This window comes from Mesorhizobium sp. M1328 (genome assembly GCF_040318075.1).
Lineage (GTDB): Bacteria > Pseudomonadota > Alphaproteobacteria > Rhizobiales > Rhizobiaceae > Mesorhizobium.
In genome coordinates this window covers 1-17,095 of record NZ_JAMYLO010000016.1, presented here as the reverse complement: position 1 = coordinate 17,095, position 17,095 = coordinate 1, and the positions used below count along the sequence as shown (strand labels likewise).

Sequence of the window (17,095 nt, the reverse complement as noted above, 5' to 3'; positions counted from 1 at the left end):
CGGCCGCAACCTGCTTGCCTCCATTATGGCTTTGGCCGACAAGGCAGCATGACCGCAGGCGAGACGCAGCAGGCGATCGAGGCGATTTTTCGCATTGAACGGGCCCGGCTCATTGCGGGCCTGGTCCGCCTCGTGCGCAATGTCGACCTTGCAGAGGAACTGGTGCAGGACGCCCTCGTCATAGCCCTGTCCGAATGGTCCAGGGCCGGCGTTCCGGCCAATCCCGGCGCTTGGCTGATGACGGTCGGCAAACGCCGCGCCATCGACGCGATCCGTCGCGACAAGATGCGCGAGCGCAAGCATGAGGAGATCGCGCGGGAGCTGGACGGCGAGTGCGACGGTACGGCCGAGGGAAACGAAATGGCCATGAACGACGATCTTGGCGACGAGCTGCTGGGCCTCATCTTCACAGCCTGCCACCCCATACTTTCGGCCGACGCCCGCGCGGCGCTCACGCTGCGCGTCATCGGCGGCCTGACGACGGACGAGATCGCCCGTGCTTTCCTGTCAAGCGAGGTGACGATCGCCCAGCGCATCGTCCGCGCGAAGAGGACGATCGGAAAGGCCGGGCTCAGCTTCGAGGTGCCGCGCGGCGCCGAGCGTGCGGCGCGTCTGTCCTCGGTGCTGGAGGTCATCTATCTCATCTTCAATGAAGGCTATGCTGCCACGGCCGGCGACGACCTTGTCCGGCCGGGCCTGTGCCTGGAGGCACAACGGCTGGGCCGCATGCTGGCGGGGCTGATGGCCGAGGATGCCGAGGTGTTCGGCCTGCTGGCTCTAATGGAAATCCAGGCATCGCGCCTGCCGGCACGCATCGGGCCGGACGGCGCCCTCTTGACCCTGACCGAGCAAAACCGCGCGCGCTGGGACCAGTTGCTGATCCGCCGAGGCCTTGACGCGCTGGCCCGTGCCGAAGCCCTCGGGGGCGATGGCCCCTATGTGTTGCAGGCCGCGCTTGCAGCCTGTCACGCGCGGGCGCGCAGTCCGGCCGATACCGACTGGCCCCGCATCGCAGCGCTCTACGACCGGCTGCGTGCAGTGATGCCCTCGCCGGTGGTCGATCTCAATCGGGCGATCGCCCACAGCATGGCCTTCGGGCCCGAAGCGGGCCTGCGGCTGGTAGACGAGATTGCCGACGCCGCCGCCTTGCGCAATTATGCGCCATTGCCAGCGGCGAGGGGCGATTTTCTGTTTCGGGCCGGCCGGCTGGCCGAGGCCCGCGCCGAATTCGAGGCTGCGGCCAAGCTCACCCGCAACGTGCGCGAGGCGGCCTTTCTCCTCGCCCGCGCAGACGCTTGTGGTTGACAGCATCGCTCTCCGTGCCTGAAGCGCCGCTCGGCAACATCGAAAGCCGCCAGTTCGCTCACGGCCAGCTCCCTTCAATGAGCGCGATCAGCTCGCAACGCGAAAGGGATTAACGATGCGCAAGCCTTCGTCGAGCGCCATTGCGTGCTGCATGTCCTCTGACAAAAGTGTATCGCAGCCAGCGTGAATCGAGCCAATCGGTTTTCGCGGCTTGGGTATATTCATTTTGGAGGAGAGGGCCTCGATCATGCCAGCAACTGCGTCGGCACGCCGATAATCGGTCCTGCCTCGGCGAGCCGCTGGTCGAGGGTCCACACCGTGGCGCCATGCTCCGATGCCGCCGCGAGGTGCAGGGCGTCGCCAGCACGAAGCCCGAGCATATGTTGATCGGCGAATTTCGCGGCGACCCGAAAATGCCCGCCCGTCACCGGCAGCATGGTGAAGCTCTCAGCGACCAGCTTATTGAACATCGCGAGCGCTGCAGCGCGCTGCTCCAGGTCGATCTGTCCGGTCCGAAGCTTGGTCGCCATGGCGGAGGATATCTCGGTGATGGTCCAGTCGCTGATCACAAGTTGCGCTGGGTCCTGCTCCGCCAGCCAGCCCTGAACGCGCGCGGTGATGGCTTCGTTGGATAGCGCCGCGACGATCAGCGAAGTATCGAGATAGAACATCAATAGCGATCGCCATCTCGCATCGATCGCACCAGATCGGCGGCAACCTGGGCCTGCAGAGGCATGGTTGCGGTCAGGGATTGGAGCAGGCCGGCGTCGATCCGTTTGCGAGGGCGGGCCACGGCCGTGAGCCTGGCGACCGGCTTGCCACGCCGGGTTATGTCGATCGAGTCTCCAGCCTCGACCCGGTCGACGAGCTCACTCAGATGTGCCTTGGCGTCCGCCAAATTGACCGCGTCCATCTCAGCTCCTGACCATGTAGATGGTCATGTAGCGCATAACGCGTGACAATTCCAGTGCAGAGCACGGCGAATGAGCAACTGGCTGCGTGAGCGAAGCAGGTGATCGCTCCTGCAACGAGAATTATGCCGCTTCCCGCTTGACTCATACATATCCCGATGGTTATACATCGATCAATAGCCGAAGGGTTATCGATCCCAATGCCAAACGCTCACGATGTGCTCTTCAGAACGCTTGCCGATCCGACTCGGCGCGCTATTTTTGAGCGACTGTGTCGTGAAGGAGAGCAGACGGTCGGGGCTCTGACGGCTCAGGCCGGGATCTCGCAACCGGCCGTGTCAAAACATCTCGGCGTTTTGAGGCAAGCCGGGCTCGTGCGCGACCGCCATGCAGGACGGCAGACCCATTATAGCGCGCAGCTTGCTGCGCTTGCCCCCCTGATCGACTGGACAAGCCAGATGACCGGGTTCTGGCAGAGCCGGTTCGACGACCTCGAAGACCTGCTCAAAAGGATGGACCAGTGAACGAAATGGCGACCGAAACGCTCTCCGTCATTGTCGAACGGGAAATCGCTTATCCGCCCGAGAAGATCTGGCGCGCACTCACCCAACCACATCTGATCGAAGAGTGGCTCATGAAAAACGACTTCAAACCTGTCGCGGACCACCGTTTCAATCTTCACGCAGCCTGGGGCTCTGTCGAATGTCAGGTCCAGACGGTCGAGCCGAACAGAACGCTGACTTACACGTGGGATACCAAGGATCTCAAGAGTGTCGTCTCCTGGACCCTGACCCCCACGAGCACCGGAGCCCGCTTGCGCATGGAACAGTCGGGCTTCCGGCCGGATCAGCAGCCTTACTTCCGGGGTGCCAAAGTCGGCTGGCCGAGGTTCTTTGACGATCTGGAGCAGGTTCTGGCGCGGACGGACTGAGATCCGCGGGCGCTATTCAAGCAAGGGCTCTGTTACAGAGCGGCAGATGGCGGGGCGATAATGGAGGCAAGCCAATGAAGATCAAGTTGACCAAAGTATACGTGGACGACCAGGAAAAGGCTCTGGGTTTCTACACCGAAACGCTCGGCTTTACGAAGAAGGCCGATTTCAGCAATGGGCCGTTTCGCTGGCTGACCGTCGCATCAGCCGACGGGCCGGACGGTGCCGAGCTGCAACTCGCGCTCAATGACAACCCGGCCGCAAAGACCTATCAGAAAGCCATTTTCCAGCAGGGCCAGCCCGCGGTCATGTTCTTCACCGACGACATCAAGGGCGACTACGAGCGCATCAAAGCGCGCGGCGCCGAGTTCACCATGCCGCCGACCGAAGTAACCGGCTCGACCATCGCCCAGCTGAACGACAACTGCGGCAATCTCGTTCAAATCACCCAGCTGGCGCGCTGGTAAAGCACGCGTTCAGTGGCGTGGCTGCCCGGCGAGAGCCGCCAAACGGGCCGCCCGATCCGCTCGTTCGTCTTCAGAGGAGGTCTCAATGGATTGGAACAAATGGGTTCGGCAGATCCACCGCTGGCTGTCGATTATCTTTGCGGCGGTCGTCGCCGCTATCTTCATCAGCTTGGGAGCAGGCAAGGAACCCGCCTACTGGGTATACCTCTTGCCGCTGCTTCCGCTAGGCTTGCTCCTGCTTACCGGTCTGTACATGTTCGTGCTGCCTTACGCGCCCAAGTGGCGCAGCGCGGGGGGCACCGGCGCACTGGAGTGAATGCATGGCCAATAAGACGTCTATCGAGTCATCGGCGGTCGTGAAGAAGCCAGCCGCGAAGCCTGCAGCCGCAAAGCCGGTCCTCCTCGCAGGCGGCAACCCGCAGATCCCGAAGGGTGATGGTGACGCTCCTGTGCAGGCCTACATCGCGGCCATGCCGGGCTGGAAACGCGACGTCGGGCGCCGCCTCGACGCACTCATCGAGCACAACGTTCCCAACCTGCGCAAGGCCGTCAAATGGAACTCGCCCTTCTATGGCGTAGAGGGTCAAGGCTGGTTCCTCAACTTCCATTGCTTCACAAAGTACATCAAGCTGGCCTTCTTCCGCGGCACGTCGCTGCAGCCTGTCCCTCCAGGCGAGTCCAAGCACAAGGACGTGCGCTACCTCGACATCCGCGAGGACGACCAGCTCGACGAAGCTCAACTCACCGACTGGGTAAAGCAAGCCAGCCAGTTGCCTGGCGAGCGAATGTGAGTGGAATGCCAGTCATTCCCGCAAACCCGGTGCCGACTAGCGGTATTCATCTGACGGGCGAGCGGCAACAACCGCAGGGAAAGCGACAATGATGATGAAGAGTGGCTCTATGGAAGGAAATGCAGAGAGCTCTCCCTCTCAGCTGATCGATGCGAGGATCAGTGAGCTGGGCGATTGGCGAGGCAAGACGCTTTCCCATGTCCGCGCTCTCGTCAAGCAGGCTGACCCGGAAGTGGTCGAGGAGTGGAAGTGGCGAGGTGTTCCGGTGTGGTCGCACGCCGGAATAATCTGCACCGGCGAGACCTACAAGAACGTCGTGAAGGTGACCTTCGCAAAGGGCGCCTCCCTGCCGGATCCTTCAGGCCTGTTCAACTCCAGCCTTGAAGGCAACACCAGGCGCGCCATCGATATCCGTGAGGGCGAGGACATAGATGAGAATGCGTTCAAGGCGCTGATACGCGCTGCTGCCGCCCTGAACACGGCCCGATAGTCAGCTCCGGCCGATATGGTCGGCTAGCGGGCCGAGAGCGGCGAGCAAAACTTCGCCGGTGGCTTGCGTCGCGTTCTCATGCGGCGCGCGCAGGTTCAGCCAGCGACTGTCGCCAGACCGTACCGCCAGCACTGCCTTCATCGCGGAGATGAGGCCGGCGTCCTGGATGATTTTGCGGAACGCCTTGATGGCGGCATCCGCGTCGGTAGTGTCCTCTCCCGCCAGCGCTGCGTCGTAGAGGGCCCGGATCGCTGCGGCATTCAGATTGACTGTCGCCGAGATGCAGCCGGCAGCACCGTGGGCGAGGCCTTTGGTCAGCTGTGCTTCCGAGCTCGGGAAGACCGCGACCCTTGGTGCCGCGGCAATGACCTCGGCGGTGTTGTTCCAATCGCCGGCGCTGTCCTTGTAAGCCACCACGACATCGGGAAACGCTTCGCTCAATCGGGCGGTCAGCGCCGGGCTCACCGGTACGCCGGAATTCTGCGGGATATGGTAGAGGATCATCCTCATCGCCGGGTTCGCCACCCGTCCGATCAGCTCGCTGTAGTAGCGGGCCTGACCGTTGTCGCCGGCGGCCGTATAGAAGAACGACGGCAGCACCATCACCCCGGCACAGCCGAGACCGACCGCATGCGCGGTCAGCTCGACGGTTTCGGCAAGTGCTGTGACGCCAGTGCCGGGCATCAGACTGCCCGGCGAAATGCCAGCCTCGACCAGCCACTCCAGCGCTTGCATGCGCTCGCGCAACGAGACGGACAACGCCTCGCCCGTGGTACCGAACGGCGACAGGAAATGCGCTCCCTGATCCAGCACCCACTTGGCGTGTGATATCCAGAGGTCGCGGGCAATGCGGCCGTCGTTCTCGAACGGCGTCAGGATCGGTGCGATGGTTCCTTGCGGGCGGATCATGTGCGTCCTTCTACCGGTGAAAATCTGTGCAGTGCTCAACGCCCGGCAACAAGAGTGTCGAGCAAGCTACATGAAGCAGTGTTGCTGAGTACCGGCCGTTCGGCCTCGAAAGCAAGCGGCTCGCGCATAGACGCGCGATTGTGATCGGGCGGCGGTTCTGAGGCCCTCGAGGTATATCCTTGTCACGGGACAACGTCGTCTGGCCGAAAGGGGGGTGACAAACGAGTTCTGCTGTTTCATCAATGCCGCCTTTTGAGGAGAAGCCCATGCGGAGGATCGGTGTCGGCATTATCGGCTGCGGCAACATTTCGGATGCCTATCTGAAGGCGTCGCCACAATTTCCGGTGCTCGACATTGTCGGCGTCGCCGACATCAATCGGACGGCGGCCGAGGCCAAGGCAGCGGCCTACGGCCTGGCTGCCATGCCGGTCGACGCGCTGTTGGCCGATCCGCGCGTCGAGATCGTGGTCAATCTGACGACGCCGCAGCATCATGTGCCGGTCGGCCTGCAGGCTGTCGGGCAAGGCAAGCACGTCTATTCGGAGAAGCCGCTGGCAACGACGCTCAACGACGCCGAGCGGCTCGTTGCGGCCGCACGCGAACAGGGCGTGCGTGTCGGCTGCGCACCCGACACCTTTCTTGGCGGCTCCCACCAGACGGCGCGGCGGCTGGTCGATGAGGATACGGTTGGGACCATTGTCGCCGGCACTGCCTTCATGCAGGTGCCCGGCCACGAGCTCTGGCATCCCAATCCGGATTTCTACTATCAGCCCGGCGGTGGGCCGATGCTCGACATGGGACCGTACTATCTGACCTGCCTGGTTAACCTTCTGGGTCCGGCAAAATCGGTGATCGGGCAGGCAAAGTCATCCTATCCCACCCGCACCATCGGTTCTGGACCGCGCCAGGGCGAAACGATCCAGGTCGAGGTGCCGACCCATATTTCCGGCCTGCTCACATTCGAGAATGGCGCCGCGGTCTCGATCACCACCAGCTTCGACGTCTGGAAGCATGAACACAATCACATCGAACTTTACGGAACCACCGGCTCGATGATCGTCTCCGATCCCAATCAGTTCCAGGGCGACATCAGGACCAGCCAGCGCAAGGGCGACTGGACCGTGGCCGATCAGATCCATTCCTATGGCGACGGCAATTACCGGGGCCTCGGCCTTGCCGACATGGCGCAGGCGATCGTCTCCGGCAGACAGCACCGTGCTAGTCTCGATCTTTCCCTCCATGTCCTGGAAATCATGGAATCGATCATCTCTTCAGCAGAGATAGGGCAGCGTATCGACCTGAGATATGGCTGCGCCCGGCCGGCGCCGATGCGCGCCGACCTGCCTTTCGGAATTCTGGAATAGGGAATAATGCGATGAGCAAGACGGCACTGATTTTCTGGGGCGGCTGGGAAGGTCACACCCCGGCCCGAAGCGCCGAAATCGTCAAGGAGATGCTGGCCGGCAACGGCTTCGACGTGCAGCTGGAGCAGGGGACTTCGGCACTTGCCGATCCGCAGCTGGGCAAGCTCGATCTCATTGTCCCGGTGATCACCATGTCGACGATCGAAAAGTCGGAGCTGCAAAACCTGACCAGCGCCGTCAGGGCCGGCACCGGCCTTGCGGGTTTTCACGGCACCATGTGCGACAGCTTCCGCAACGAACCGGAATATCAGTTCATGACGGGCGGCCAGTGGGTCGCCCATCCCGGCAACATCATCGACTATCACGTCGACATCACCAGGCCAGACGATCCGATCATGCAAGGCATCGACGGCTTCGCCTACCGTTCAGAGCAGTATTACATGCATGTCGATCCGACCAACGAGGTGCTGGCGACGACTACTTTCACCGGCGAGCATCTCGATTTCATCGCTGGCGTCGTCATGCCGGTTGTCTGGAAGCGCCGCTACGGCAACGGCTGCGTCTTTTACAGCGCGCTCGGCCACACCGCCGACGAGTTCACCGTGCCGCAAATGCGCACGATGTTCGAACGCGGCGCGATTTGGGCCAGCCGAGACGCGGATCTTGCGTAGCCATTCGATCTGAACGCCACGTATCGTTGTAATCTTTCAAAGAACGGCCGTCCGAAGGCTGACACACAGGCCCGAACTGCAGCCGATTGACTGCCATGGTAGTATTCAATACATTTGCGGTCTCATAAGGAATTCCGTAGCTGGGGTCGAATGGAGCAGACGTGGCGATGGTTTGGCCCGAGCGACGCGGCTACGCTTGCCCATGCTAGGCAGGCCGGCGCGACCGGGATAGTGACGGCACTGCACGACATCCCTTACGGCGAAGTCTGGCCGATCGACGCCATCAGGCAGCGCCAGGCGCTGATCGAGGCGGATCCGGCGATGGGCCTCAAATGGAGCGTCGTCGAGAGCGTCCCCGTGCACGAGGACATCAAGCTCGGCCGCGGCGATCTCGATCGGCTCTACGACAATTTCAGGCAGACTTTACGCAATCTCGGCGCCTGCGGTGTGCGCACGGTCTGCTACAACTTCATGCTGATCCTCGACTGGACCCGCACCGACCTGGCTGCGCCGCTGCCGGGCGGCGGACGGGCGCTCCGCATGAACATGCACGAGCTTGCCGCGTTCGATTGCTACATACTGCAGCGCAAGGGATCTGAGCGCGACTATGCGTCCGATGTTCTCCAGCGGGCGAGCGAATGGTTCGAGACGACGCCGGATACGTCAAAAGAGCGTCTGCTCGCCAACATCATGGCCGGCCTGCCGGGCGCCTTCAAGCGCTACGACATAGCGGAATTGCGCGAAGTGGTTGCCGAGCAGTCGAGCCTGTCGCACGACCGGCTGCGCGAGAACCTCGTCAGTTTTCTCGAAAACGTGTTGCCGGCGGCCGAAGAGGCGGGCGTCACGCTGGCGATCCACCCGGACGATCCGCCGCGCGATCTCGTCGGCCTGTGCCGGATCGTCAAGAACGCCGACGACATCGCCTTTATCCTGGACGCCGTGCCATCGGCCCATAGCGGCCTTACCTTGTGCACGGGGTCGCTGGGCGCCAACCCGGCCAATGACGTGCCCGCCATCGCCAGACGTTTTGCGCACAAGATCAACTTCGTGCATCTGCGCAACGTCAGCAAGGACCCGGACGGCTCGTTCATGGAATCCGAGCATCTGAGCGGCGATGTCGACATGGTGTCGGTGGTCTCGATCTTGCTCGACGAGCAGCAACGCCGCCGCGACGCCGGCGAACAGGCGGCGCTGTTGCCGTTTCGTCCGGATCATGGCCACGAGCTGATCGATGATGCCACGCGGCACACCCATCCCGGCTACCCGGTGATCGGCCGTCTTCGCGGCCTTGCCGAACTGAGAGGCGTGATGACGGCGATTGCCCATCAGCGCGGCTACCGGCTGCAATGACGGCGCCCCGCCTGCTCTGCGTCGGCGCGCTCACCTACGACACGATCTTGCGCCTTGATGTCCTGCCCTCCGGCGCCGGCAAGTTCCTGCCAAGCGAGGCCGTGCAGATCGCGGCCGGCATGGCGGCAAGCGCCGCCGCGTCAGCCAGCCGCCAGGGCGGGCAGGTCTGGCTATGGGCAAGCGTCGGCGACGATGCCGTCGGCCGCGATGTCATCGGCCAGATGGAGGCGGAGCGGGTCGACTGTTCGCTCGTGCGCAGGGTTGAAGGTGGCCGCTCGGCCATTGCCACGATCCTGGTCGATGCCGCCGGCGAGCGTATGATTGTGCCGTTCTACGATGCCGTCACGCAATCCGATCCGGACCGTCTTCCGCCCGCGGATTTTTCCCGCTTCGACGCCGTGCTGGTTGATGTCCGCTGGCCCGGAGCCGCCGCCCTGGCGCTGGCGAAGGCCCGAGAATGCGGCATTCCGGCGGTCCTTGACGCCGATGTCGCGTCGCGACCGGTGCTCGACCGGCTGCTGCCGCTCGCCTCGCACGTCGTTGCATCGCTGCCGGCGGCACGCATCCTTTGCGGTCCGGAGATATCCGCCGGTTCCGCCGTCGCCATTATCGGCGAACGGACCGGCGCCTTCGTGGCCGTCACCGATGGGGCGAACGGCACCGCGTTCCGCTACTCGGGCAGCAATGATGTCCGTCATCTACCGTCGCCGCGGGTCGAAGCCGTCGACACCCTGGCGGCAGGCGACGTGTTTCACGGCACCTTCGCCCTCGGTCTGGCCGAAGGTTGGGACGAAGAGCGGGCCATAGCAGTGGCCAGCGCTGCCGCCGCCCTGAAATGCCTACGCTTTGGCGGACGTCTTGGCGCACCGACGCGCGCCGAAACACTGGCTTTCATGCAATGATCGACATGATGCCGAACACGCTTGGGCCGGCTCGGCGGAAAAGGGTACGCCATGCGTCGCTGATCGACTACCATGGCAATCGCTGCGCAACTGTTCGTGGGAGGATAAATGGCTGAGTTCAAAAAACGCGCACTGGTCACCGGGGCAGCCATGGGCATCGGCCGTGCTGTCGCCGAAAGGCTGGCCGAGCAAGGCGTCGACCTGATCCTGTTCGACTGGGCGGGCGATCAGCTGGACGAGGTCGCGGCACGGCTTTCGGCGCGCGGCGTGACCGTGCACACCGTGCTTGGCTCGACCGCCGACACTGAAGCCTGCGGCCGCGCCGTCGAGCTTGCCCGTTCCACGTTCGGCGGGCTCGACATGCTTTCCCACAATGCCGGCATCCAGCGTTACGGAACGGTGGAGACCACGGACGAGGCGCTTTGGGACGAGGTGATGAACGTCAACCTCAAAGCCGCCTACCTGCTGTCGCGCGCAGCGATGCCGCTGTTGCGCCAAAGCCGCGGCGCCATCGTCCATATGAGCTCGGTGCAAGGCCTGGCCAGCCAGGAAGGGGTTCTGGCCTACAGCACGGCCAAGCATGGCCTGATCGGCCTGGTCAAATCGATGGCCGTCGACTATGCGCCGCTCGGCGTGCGCGTCAATGCCGTCGCTCCGGGCGCGGTCGACACACCGATGCTGCGGGATGCGGTCAAGCTCAACGATAAGCCCGACGAGATCCTGCGCATCCTCGACAACATGCATCCGCTCGGCCGTACCGCCCGGCCGCAAGAGATTGCCGCAGTCGTTGCCTTCCTGCTGTCCGACGATGCCTCCTTCGTCACCGGCGAGGTCGTGCGCGTCGATGGCGGGCTGCTGGCGCGCATCGGCGGTTCTCCGCGCAAGGAGTAACGCCGGCGCTGCTGCTTGCGCAGGCATTTCATGAACGGCTTGAAACTGCAGAGCCTTTAAGGGGATTGCCGATGGCAGGGCTTTTGGGAATGCGGACCATCACCGAGGGGCGGTTGGGCGAAACCGGCCCCGGCGCATCGGTCGCGGCGAGGACGTTCGAGGTTCTGCTCGACCAGATCCTGACCTTCCGCCTGAAGCCGCACGAGCTGATTTCTGAAAAGGCGATGTCGGAAGCCCTTGGCGTGAGCCGCACGCCGGTCAGGGAGGCGCTCGCCCGGTTGGCCGGTCTTGGCCTGATCGACATCTATCCGCAGCGCGGCAGCATGGTGGCGCCGCTCCGTATTGCCGATCTCGAGAAATCGCAGTTCCTGCGCGAATCGCTCGAAGTCGGCCTGATCAAGCGCGCGGCCGAGAGCCCGCGCCGTGCCGACCTGCTTGCCGTGCTCAAAGGCGAACTGGCGGTCCAGGAGACGTTCGCCTCCATCGCGGACGACAGGCGCTTCTTCAAGTCGGACGAGCTGTTCCACCAGCACATCGCCAGCCATGCAGGGTTCCCCGGAATCTGGGCCGACATCAGCGCGGCGAAGCTGCCCATGGACCGCTTCCGCTTCCTGTCTTTCCCGCGCCTCGACACCATGTCGGTGGTCCTCGGCCAGCATCGGCGGATTGTCGATGCGCTCGAGCAGGCCGACGCGCTTGCGGCGGAAGAAGCAATGCGAACGCATCTTCGCCGCATCTTCGAGGTGCTCGAAATCGTCCAGGAGCGCTACCCCTATTATTTCGAGGCAAACGGCAGTGTGAGCCCACCGTCGGCCGGCTCAATCCAAGCCTGAGCCTTTCTTGCGCGCTTCCGAAGGCGTCTTGGTCTTGCTGCCGGATTTGTCGGAAGCTGGCTCGGCTTTGCGATCTCGACCCTCGCCGCCTTGCTCCTTGCGGAGCTGCTTTTCCACTATCGATCGCGATCCTTCCGCCGGGTCTTGTTCAGGATGAGTATCGGCTCCCGTCATGTCGGCTCCTATCCATTTTGATCAATGGCGTGCGGCGTGGGCTGACCTCCGCCGCCGGTTCTGTCGCGCCCGATCATCAGCCAGGCGGCGAACAGCACGACCAGTACGACCGCGATCCAGGCGACGAGGCGAGGCATCGGCCTCACGTCCCTCGCCGCCGCTTGCTGCCGCGTGCCTCCGGATCGGAGCCGGCCCCGACCGTTGGATCGGGCACGACCGGACCGCGCTCGGCCTCGGAACCCTCAGCTTCGATCTCCTGCACGGCCTGATCCCAATGCTCGCGCTCGCGTCCTTGCGGACGGCCTTCGCGCTCCCAGATCTCATGGGCTCGCTGCCTGATACGCTCTTCCCTGTCCATGGCCTTTGCCTCCTCATCCCCTAATCCGGCGATCGCTGGTTTGTTCCGCGCTGCCAGCGCCGTTCATTGCGGTTCAGTTGACGTGATCACCGGGCGCTCTAGATCAAACTTCACGCCGAAGTCGCTTGGTGCGGGGAGAACAATCGTGTGGCAGCAACGCTACAAGCACGTATTGTAAATGCCGTTACAGCCGTCGGTCTTCGACCGGACCGCCCGTGCTTGCTGCCGATAATATTTGTACTGACGGCATGCTCGCCTTCCGGCCAGGTTGAGCAGCAGTCGAAAACCGCCGCTTCCGCCACACAGACTGCTTCGCTGGTCCTGGAGAGCTGGATCGCTGGGGGAGCCCCGTCGAAATACACGTCGCGCACTTTGCAATCCGTCGGCAAGGCGCTCGCCGATGCCGGTGCGCAAATCCAGTCCGCCAAGTCGCCTGAGCCCAGCGAGCAAGCCGGTCTGACGATGGCGGTTGGACGGCTTTCGGCAGTGGTAATGCGCGCGGCGACGGCCGTGCAGAACGGCAACCGCTCGGAAGTGGAACACGCGCAGCAGGATCTGCGGGCCGCCGCCGCCGATCTGAGAACGTCCTACGCGAAATATTTCACGCCGAAATCATGAAGAAGCTGCTCGAAATATCGCTGGGCGTCGTCACCAGCGTTGGCGGCTTTCTCGAGGTCGGATCAATGGCGACAGCCGCTCAGGCCGGCGCGGCGTTCAGGTTCCAGCTGATATGGGCCGTCGTCCTGGGCACGATCTGCATCATCTTCCTGGTCGAGATGGCCGGCCGGTTCGCCGCCGTTAGCCATCACACCATCGCCGACGGGATTCGGGAACGGTTTGGCTTCAACGCCTTTCTGTGGCCGTTGCTTGCGACCTTGCTGGTCAACTTCCTGGTCATGGCAGCCGAAATCGGCGGTGTTGCCATTGCGCTCGAGCTCGCCACCGGCATCGGCTTTCAGTGGTGGGCGCTGCCGGTCGCGTTTCTGGCATGGCTGTTCCTTTGGAAAGGCACGTTCGGATTCATCGAAAAAGGCGTCGCGATCCTCGGGCTGGTCACGCTGTGCTTCGTGGTTGGCGCAGTCATGCTGAAGCCCGATTGGGGGCAGGTCGCGGCCGGGGCCCTGCCCACACTGCCGGATCACGACGCGGCCAACTACTGGTTCATGGCGGTCAGCATTCTTGGTGCGTCGATCTCGCCCTATCTGTTCATGTTCTATTCGTCGGGAGCGATCGAGGACAAGTGGGACAAGAGCTATCTCGGAGCCAATCGAGCCACTGCCGGCCTGGGCATGAGTTTTGGCGGCACAATCGCTATCGGTGTGCTGATTGTGGCGGCGCTCGTGCTGGCCGCGCACGGCATAGAGCAGGTCGATGACTACCACCAACTGCCGCTGATGCTGATTCCGATCTTCGGTTTCTGGGGATTTGTCCTGTTCGTTGCTTCACTGGGCATTGCCTGCTTCGGTGCCGCGCTCGAAATCGGCCTGCAGCAAGCCTACCTTGTGGCGCAGGGTTTCGGCTGGACCTGGGGCGAGAACCTGAAACCGCGCGACGACCCGGGTTTCAGCACCGTCTATACGATCTTGTTGGTTCTCGCCGCCATTCCGATCGCACTGGGCCTCGATCCGCTGAAGCTCACCATCTTTTCCATGGCGCTGACGGCCGCCAGCCTGCCGCTGACCGTGGTGCCGTTCCTCTTCCTGCTGAATGACGAGCGTTATGTCGGCGAGCACCGCAATGGCATGATAGCGAATGCCGCGGTCATCTTCATCATCGCGCTCGGTTTCGTGCTCGCGATCGTGACCATTCCTTTGCAGATATTCGGAGGCACGTGATGGAGTTGCTGCGCGACATCCTGGACAAGCAAGTGGTCGACCGCGAGCAGGTCAAGATCGGCAAGGTGGACGGGCTGGTGGCCGAGCTCAGGCCAGGCAAGCCGCCTAAAATCGTTGCGGTCGAGCTCGGCTCGATCACGCTGGCGCGTCGGCTTGGCGAGCGACCCGGGCGCTGGATGGCCCTGCTTGCGGCAAGGCTCGGCGGCAAGCGCCATGCCGAGCCGCACCGCATTGCCTGGAACAAGGTGCGCGACATCGGCGTCGACATCGAGTTCGATATCGACGTCCGCGAAACGGCGGTTTTCGACTGGCAGGACTGGCTGCGCGATCATGTCATTGGGCGTATTCCGGGAGCTGGATGATGGCCACCGTCAATCTTGAGCAATTGGCTGGCAGGACTGTGCTTTCGCAGCGCGGCAAAAGCATCGGCCGTATCGAGGAGATACGCGCCGAACCGGATGGCGACGACCTGGTAGTTACCGAGTACCATGTCGGCATCCACGCGGCCTTCGAGCGTCTGTCCGCCTCGGCCATCGGCATTGCGGTCCTCGACGCCTTTCGACTGCGCAGTCGCGACAGCATGTACCGCATTCCCTGGGACAAGCTCGACATCTCCGACCCGGCGCAGCCGCGACTGTTATGCACGAAGAAAGAACTTTCCGGTATGAAGGGGCGTATCGAGGGCGATAAACCGGAATGAACGATACTTTCCCGCCGTCGGAGAATGGGGTCCAGTGAAAGTCCTGGTTACCGGCGCCACCGGCCTGATCGGTGCCTCCGTCGTCGCACGTCTTCTTTCCGATGGGCATGAGGTGATCGGATTGGTCCGCAGCCCCGGCGCAAACCGGGCCGGCAACTATCAGTTGCTGGTGCTGGACATGGCGGTGGCGCTGCAGCCAGAAGACTGGTTGCCGCATCTCAGGGGTATCGACGCCGTCGTGAATTGCGCGGGCGTCCTGCAGGACAGCCCTCGCGAAAAGACGCGCGAAGTCCATCGCGATGCGGCGGCAGCACTCTTCCTCGCCTGTGCGCGGGCAGGGGTTGCCCGGGTGATCCACTTCTCGGCGATAGGCGTCGATCGGGCGCAGCCTTCGACGTTCTCGGCGACGAAACTGGCCGGCGATCAAGCGCTTATGGCGCTTGATCTGGATTGGGTGGTCCTGCGCCCGTCCGTGGTGCTCGGCCGGCCGGTCTTCGGAGCCAGCGCATTGTTTCGGGGTCTCGCTTCGCTGCCGGTGCTGCCGTCCATGCCCGGCACCGGCCGGCTCCAGGTGGTACTACTCGACGATGTGGTCTCAACAGTCGTCTTCCTTCTCGATCCCGACAGTCCGTCTCGCATCGTGTTGGAACTTGTCGGTCCCGAACAGCTGAGCATGGACGAGGTCGTCGGCAGCTATCGCCGATGGCTCGGCTGGGCTCCGGCAGCCAGGTTTGTCTTGCCAGTGGCTGTTGCAAGGCTTCTCTACCGCTTCGGCGACCTTGCCGCGATGTTCGGCTGGCGCCCACCGATGCGCACCAACGCGGCCAGGGAGATCGCCCGAGGAGCGGTTGGAGATCCCTCGGACTGGACCGCCGCGACCGGCATACGCCCGCAAACCCTGGCGGGCTTCCTCGCGCTCAATCCGGCAACGGTGCAGGAAAAATGGTTTGCCCGGCTGTACTTCATCAAGCCGGCGATATTCGTGGTCCTGCCCGTCTTCTGGATCGTGACGGGGATCGTGTCGCTGACCACCGGCTACGTCGGCGGCGTCGATCTGATGCAAAGCACGGGGGCCGGCATCTTGTCGGCGCCGACCGTGCTCGCCGGCGCTCTTGCCGACATCGCCGTCGGCGCGCTCATAGCCTGGCGGCCGGCGACGCGAAAAGGCCTCTATGGCGGCATCGCGCTCTCGCTCTTCTACCTGGCCGTCGGAAGTTTCCTGCGCCCAGAGCTGTGGAACGACCCGCTTGGGCCGTTCCTCAAGGTGTTACCGATCCTGGTGCTGCACTTTGTGGCCTTGGCGGTGCTGGAGGAGCGTTGATGCTCTATTTCCTGCTGAAATGTCTGCATGTCATCGGCGCATCCGTGCTGCTTGGCACCGGCGCCGGTATCGCTTTCTTCATGCTGCTCGCCCACAGGACCGGCAATGCCGCGGCGGTTGCGGCGGTGGCGCGTATCGTCGTCGTCGCCGACTTCCTTTTCACAGCGACGGCCGTGGTCGCGCAACCTTTGACGGGAGCCGCGCTCGCCTGGCAGGCAGGCTACTCGCTGTCGGAGGGCTGGATCGTACTTTCGATCGCGCTCTATATCTTCACCGGAATGTTCTGGCTCCCGGTCGTCTGGATGCAAATGGAGATGCGCAAGCTGGCATCTCAAGCCGCCGCTGCAGGCGCGCCGTTGCCGCCGCGCTATCATCGGCTCTTCTGGCTGTGGTTCGCCTTCGGCTTCCCCGCCTTCGCTGCGGTACTCGGGATTTTCTGGCTCATGATCGTTCGGCCAGCAATCGACTGGTAGGTCGCGGGCAGGTCCCACTACGATAATGCCCAGTCAAAGCACTGCGGATAAATTCCGGCCGTGCAGCGCGAATATCTGCCGGAGCGGACTTGCGCCTCGACCTGTAAGTCGCACCGAAGTCCGGGTCGCATATCATTTCCCACCGCGCGCTCACCGCCATTGGCACAGGATGAGATCCCGTCTTCAGGCTGGTTAGGCTTCGCTTACCAAAAAAGATGACATCTGAGGGAACACGGAAAGCCACAAGCAAGTTCGGTGCGCAGTGGAGGAGATTGCGCCATGAACAATGTTATTTATCTCATCGGCCTTGTCGTCATCGTGCTTGCAATCCTCTCCTTCCTCGGATTCCACTAGGAGACACCATGCAGGACCAGGACGATCAGGGCCGTCAGACGGCCGATTTCGAGACCGCCAGAAGC

25 protein-coding genes are annotated in these 17,095 nt (G+C 63.1%); 19 read left to right on the top strand and 6 right to left on the bottom strand.

The window, feature by feature from the left end; genetic code table 11:
- The first annotated feature begins 48 nt into the window (after positions 1-48).
- Complete coding sequence (locus tag NKH23_RS24120) at positions 49-1,305, top strand: RNA polymerase sigma factor (protein WP_352715301.1); 1,257 nt, start codon at positions 49-51, stop codon at positions 1,303-1,305.
- A gap of 87 nt (positions 1,306-1,392) precedes the next feature.
- Here NKH23_RS24120 and NKH23_RS24115 read toward each other — a convergent pair whose 3' ends face one another.
- The 3 genes from NKH23_RS24115 to NKH23_RS24105 are packed head-to-tail and all read right to left on the bottom strand — an operon-like array spanning position 1,393 to position 2,218.
- Positions 1,393-1,554 (bottom strand): hypothetical protein, encoded by a 162-nt coding sequence (locus NKH23_RS24115; RefSeq protein ID WP_352715298.1) that lies wholly within the window; start codon positions 1,552-1,554, stop codon positions 1,393-1,395.
- On the bottom strand, positions 1,551-1,976 hold the full coding sequence (locus NKH23_RS24110) for a type II toxin-antitoxin system VapC family toxin (protein WP_352715834.1): 426 nt from the start codon (positions 1,974-1,976) through the stop codon (positions 1,551-1,553). The genes NKH23_RS24115 and NKH23_RS24110 overlap by 4 nt, the downstream gene beginning before the upstream one ends.
- Positions 1,976-2,218: a type II toxin-antitoxin system Phd/YefM family antitoxin gene (locus NKH23_RS24105; RefSeq protein ID WP_352715296.1), complete on the bottom strand. Its 243-nt coding sequence runs from the start codon at positions 2,216-2,218 to the stop codon at positions 1,976-1,978. Before NKH23_RS24105 ends, NKH23_RS24110 begins: the two co-directional genes overlap by 1 nt.
- A 198-nt stretch (positions 2,219-2,416) precedes the next feature.
- On the opposite strand from NKH23_RS24105, the gene NKH23_RS24100 reads away from it, so the two are divergent.
- The 6 genes from NKH23_RS24100 to NKH23_RS24075 all read left to right on the top strand — a co-directional run bounded on the left by NKH23_RS24100 (position 2,417) and on the right by NKH23_RS24075 (position 4,895).
- Positions 2,417-2,740 (top strand): ArsR/SmtB family transcription factor, encoded by a 324-nt coding sequence (locus NKH23_RS24100; RefSeq protein ID WP_023716560.1) that lies wholly within the window; start codon positions 2,417-2,419, stop codon positions 2,738-2,740.
- Positions 2,737-3,147, top strand: a complete 411-nt coding sequence (locus NKH23_RS24095) for an SRPBCC family protein (RefSeq protein ID WP_352912885.1) — start codon at positions 2,737-2,739, stop codon at positions 3,145-3,147. Before NKH23_RS24100 ends, NKH23_RS24095 begins: the two co-directional genes overlap by 4 nt.
- Before the next feature lie 74 nt (positions 3,148-3,221).
- Entirely contained in the window at positions 3,222-3,614 is a 393-nt protein-coding gene (locus NKH23_RS24090) for a VOC family protein (protein WP_352715291.1), read from the top strand.
- Positions 3,615-3,699: 85 nt separating this feature from the next.
- Entirely contained in the window at positions 3,700-3,930 is a 231-nt protein-coding gene (locus tag NKH23_RS24085; RefSeq protein WP_292654431.1) for a hypothetical protein, read from the top strand.
- Between the two features lie 4 nt (positions 3,931-3,934).
- Positions 3,935-4,405: a DUF1801 domain-containing protein gene (locus NKH23_RS24080; protein ID WP_352715287.1), complete on the top strand. Its 471-nt coding sequence runs from the start codon at positions 3,935-3,937 to the stop codon at positions 4,403-4,405.
- A 91-nt stretch (positions 4,406-4,496) separates the two neighbouring features.
- Positions 4,497-4,895, top strand: coding sequence for a DUF1801 domain-containing protein (locus tag NKH23_RS24075; protein WP_292654454.1), 399 nt, complete (start codon positions 4,497-4,499; stop codon positions 4,893-4,895).
- Here NKH23_RS24075 and NKH23_RS24070 read toward each other — a convergent pair whose 3' ends face one another.
- A complete protein-coding gene (locus tag NKH23_RS24070) occupies positions 4,896-5,804 on the bottom strand; it encodes a dihydrodipicolinate synthase family protein (RefSeq protein WP_352715285.1) in 909 nt (302 codons plus the stop codon).
- 266 nt (positions 5,805-6,070) lie between these two features.
- On the opposite strand from NKH23_RS24070, the gene NKH23_RS24065 reads away from it, so the two are divergent.
- The 6 genes from NKH23_RS24065 to NKH23_RS24040 all read left to right on the top strand — a co-directional run bounded on the left by NKH23_RS24065 (position 6,071) and on the right by NKH23_RS24040 (position 11,815).
- Entirely contained in the window at positions 6,071-7,168 is a 1,098-nt protein-coding gene (locus NKH23_RS24065) for a Gfo/Idh/MocA family protein (RefSeq protein ID WP_352715284.1), read from the top strand.
- A gap of 11 nt (positions 7,169-7,179) precedes the next feature.
- On the top strand, positions 7,180-7,839 hold the full coding sequence (locus NKH23_RS24060) for a ThuA domain-containing protein (protein ID WP_352715282.1): 660 nt from the start codon (positions 7,180-7,182) through the stop codon (positions 7,837-7,839).
- 150 nt (positions 7,840-7,989) lie between these two features.
- The gene (gene uxuA / locus NKH23_RS24055) at positions 7,990-9,189 is read left to right on the top strand and encodes a mannonate dehydratase (RefSeq protein WP_352912884.1); all 1,200 of its coding nucleotides are present in this window, start codon (positions 7,990-7,992) and stop codon (positions 9,187-9,189) included.
- Positions 9,186-10,091, top strand: a complete 906-nt coding sequence (locus tag NKH23_RS24050; RefSeq protein ID WP_352912883.1) for a PfkB family carbohydrate kinase — start codon at positions 9,186-9,188, stop codon at positions 10,089-10,091. The genes uxuA and NKH23_RS24050 overlap by 4 nt, the downstream gene beginning before the upstream one ends.
- 108 nt (positions 10,092-10,199) lie before the next feature.
- Positions 10,200-10,982 carry an SDR family NAD(P)-dependent oxidoreductase gene (locus tag NKH23_RS24045; RefSeq protein WP_352912882.1) on the top strand — a complete coding sequence of 261 codons (783 nt, stop codon included), beginning with the start codon at positions 10,200-10,202 and terminating at the stop codon, positions 10,980-10,982.
- Positions 10,983-11,053: 71 nt separating this feature from the next.
- Positions 11,054-11,815 (top strand): GntR family transcriptional regulator, encoded by a 762-nt coding sequence (locus NKH23_RS24040; protein ID WP_352912881.1) that lies wholly within the window; start codon positions 11,054-11,056, stop codon positions 11,813-11,815.
- Between the two features lie 182 nt (positions 11,816-11,997).
- On the opposite strand, the gene NKH23_RS24035 is transcribed toward NKH23_RS24040, so the two are convergent.
- Positions 11,998-12,126 carry a hypothetical protein gene (locus NKH23_RS24035; RefSeq protein ID WP_352715267.1) on the bottom strand — a complete coding sequence of 43 codons (129 nt, stop codon included), beginning with the start codon at positions 12,124-12,126 and terminating at the stop codon, positions 11,998-12,000.
- A gap of 5 nt (positions 12,127-12,131) precedes the next feature.
- Entirely contained in the window at positions 12,132-12,347 is a 216-nt protein-coding gene (locus NKH23_RS24030) for a DUF2934 domain-containing protein (RefSeq protein WP_352715265.1), read from the bottom strand.
- A gap of 147 nt (positions 12,348-12,494) precedes the next feature.
- Between NKH23_RS24030 and NKH23_RS24025 the strand changes: the two genes are divergently transcribed.
- The 6 genes from NKH23_RS24025 to NKH23_RS24000 are packed head-to-tail and all read left to right on the top strand — an operon-like array spanning position 12,495 to position 16,676.
- Positions 12,495-12,965 (top strand): hypothetical protein, encoded by a 471-nt coding sequence (locus NKH23_RS24025; RefSeq protein WP_353035493.1) that lies wholly within the window; start codon positions 12,495-12,497, stop codon positions 12,963-12,965.
- Positions 12,962-14,182: an NRAMP family divalent metal transporter gene (locus tag NKH23_RS24020; RefSeq protein WP_352715260.1), complete on the top strand. Its 1,221-nt coding sequence runs from the start codon at positions 12,962-12,964 to the stop codon at positions 14,180-14,182. The genes NKH23_RS24025 and NKH23_RS24020 overlap by 4 nt, the downstream gene beginning before the upstream one ends.
- Positions 14,182-14,544: a hypothetical protein gene (locus tag NKH23_RS24015; protein ID WP_352715257.1), complete on the top strand. Its 363-nt coding sequence runs from the start codon at positions 14,182-14,184 to the stop codon at positions 14,542-14,544. Before NKH23_RS24020 ends, NKH23_RS24015 begins: the two co-directional genes overlap by 1 nt.
- Complete coding sequence (locus NKH23_RS24010) at positions 14,541-14,882, top strand: hypothetical protein (RefSeq protein WP_353024870.1); 342 nt, start codon at positions 14,541-14,543, stop codon at positions 14,880-14,882. Before NKH23_RS24015 ends, NKH23_RS24010 begins: the two co-directional genes overlap by 4 nt.
- A gap of 34 nt (positions 14,883-14,916) precedes the next feature.
- Complete coding sequence (locus tag NKH23_RS24005; RefSeq protein ID WP_352715253.1) at positions 14,917-16,203, top strand: SDR family oxidoreductase; 1,287 nt, start codon at positions 14,917-14,919, stop codon at positions 16,201-16,203.
- Entirely contained in the window at positions 16,203-16,676 is a 474-nt protein-coding gene (locus NKH23_RS24000) for a DUF2269 family protein (RefSeq protein WP_353035491.1), read from the top strand. The genes NKH23_RS24005 and NKH23_RS24000 overlap by 1 nt, the downstream gene beginning before the upstream one ends.
- Positions 16,677-17,095: the final 419 nt, after the last annotated feature.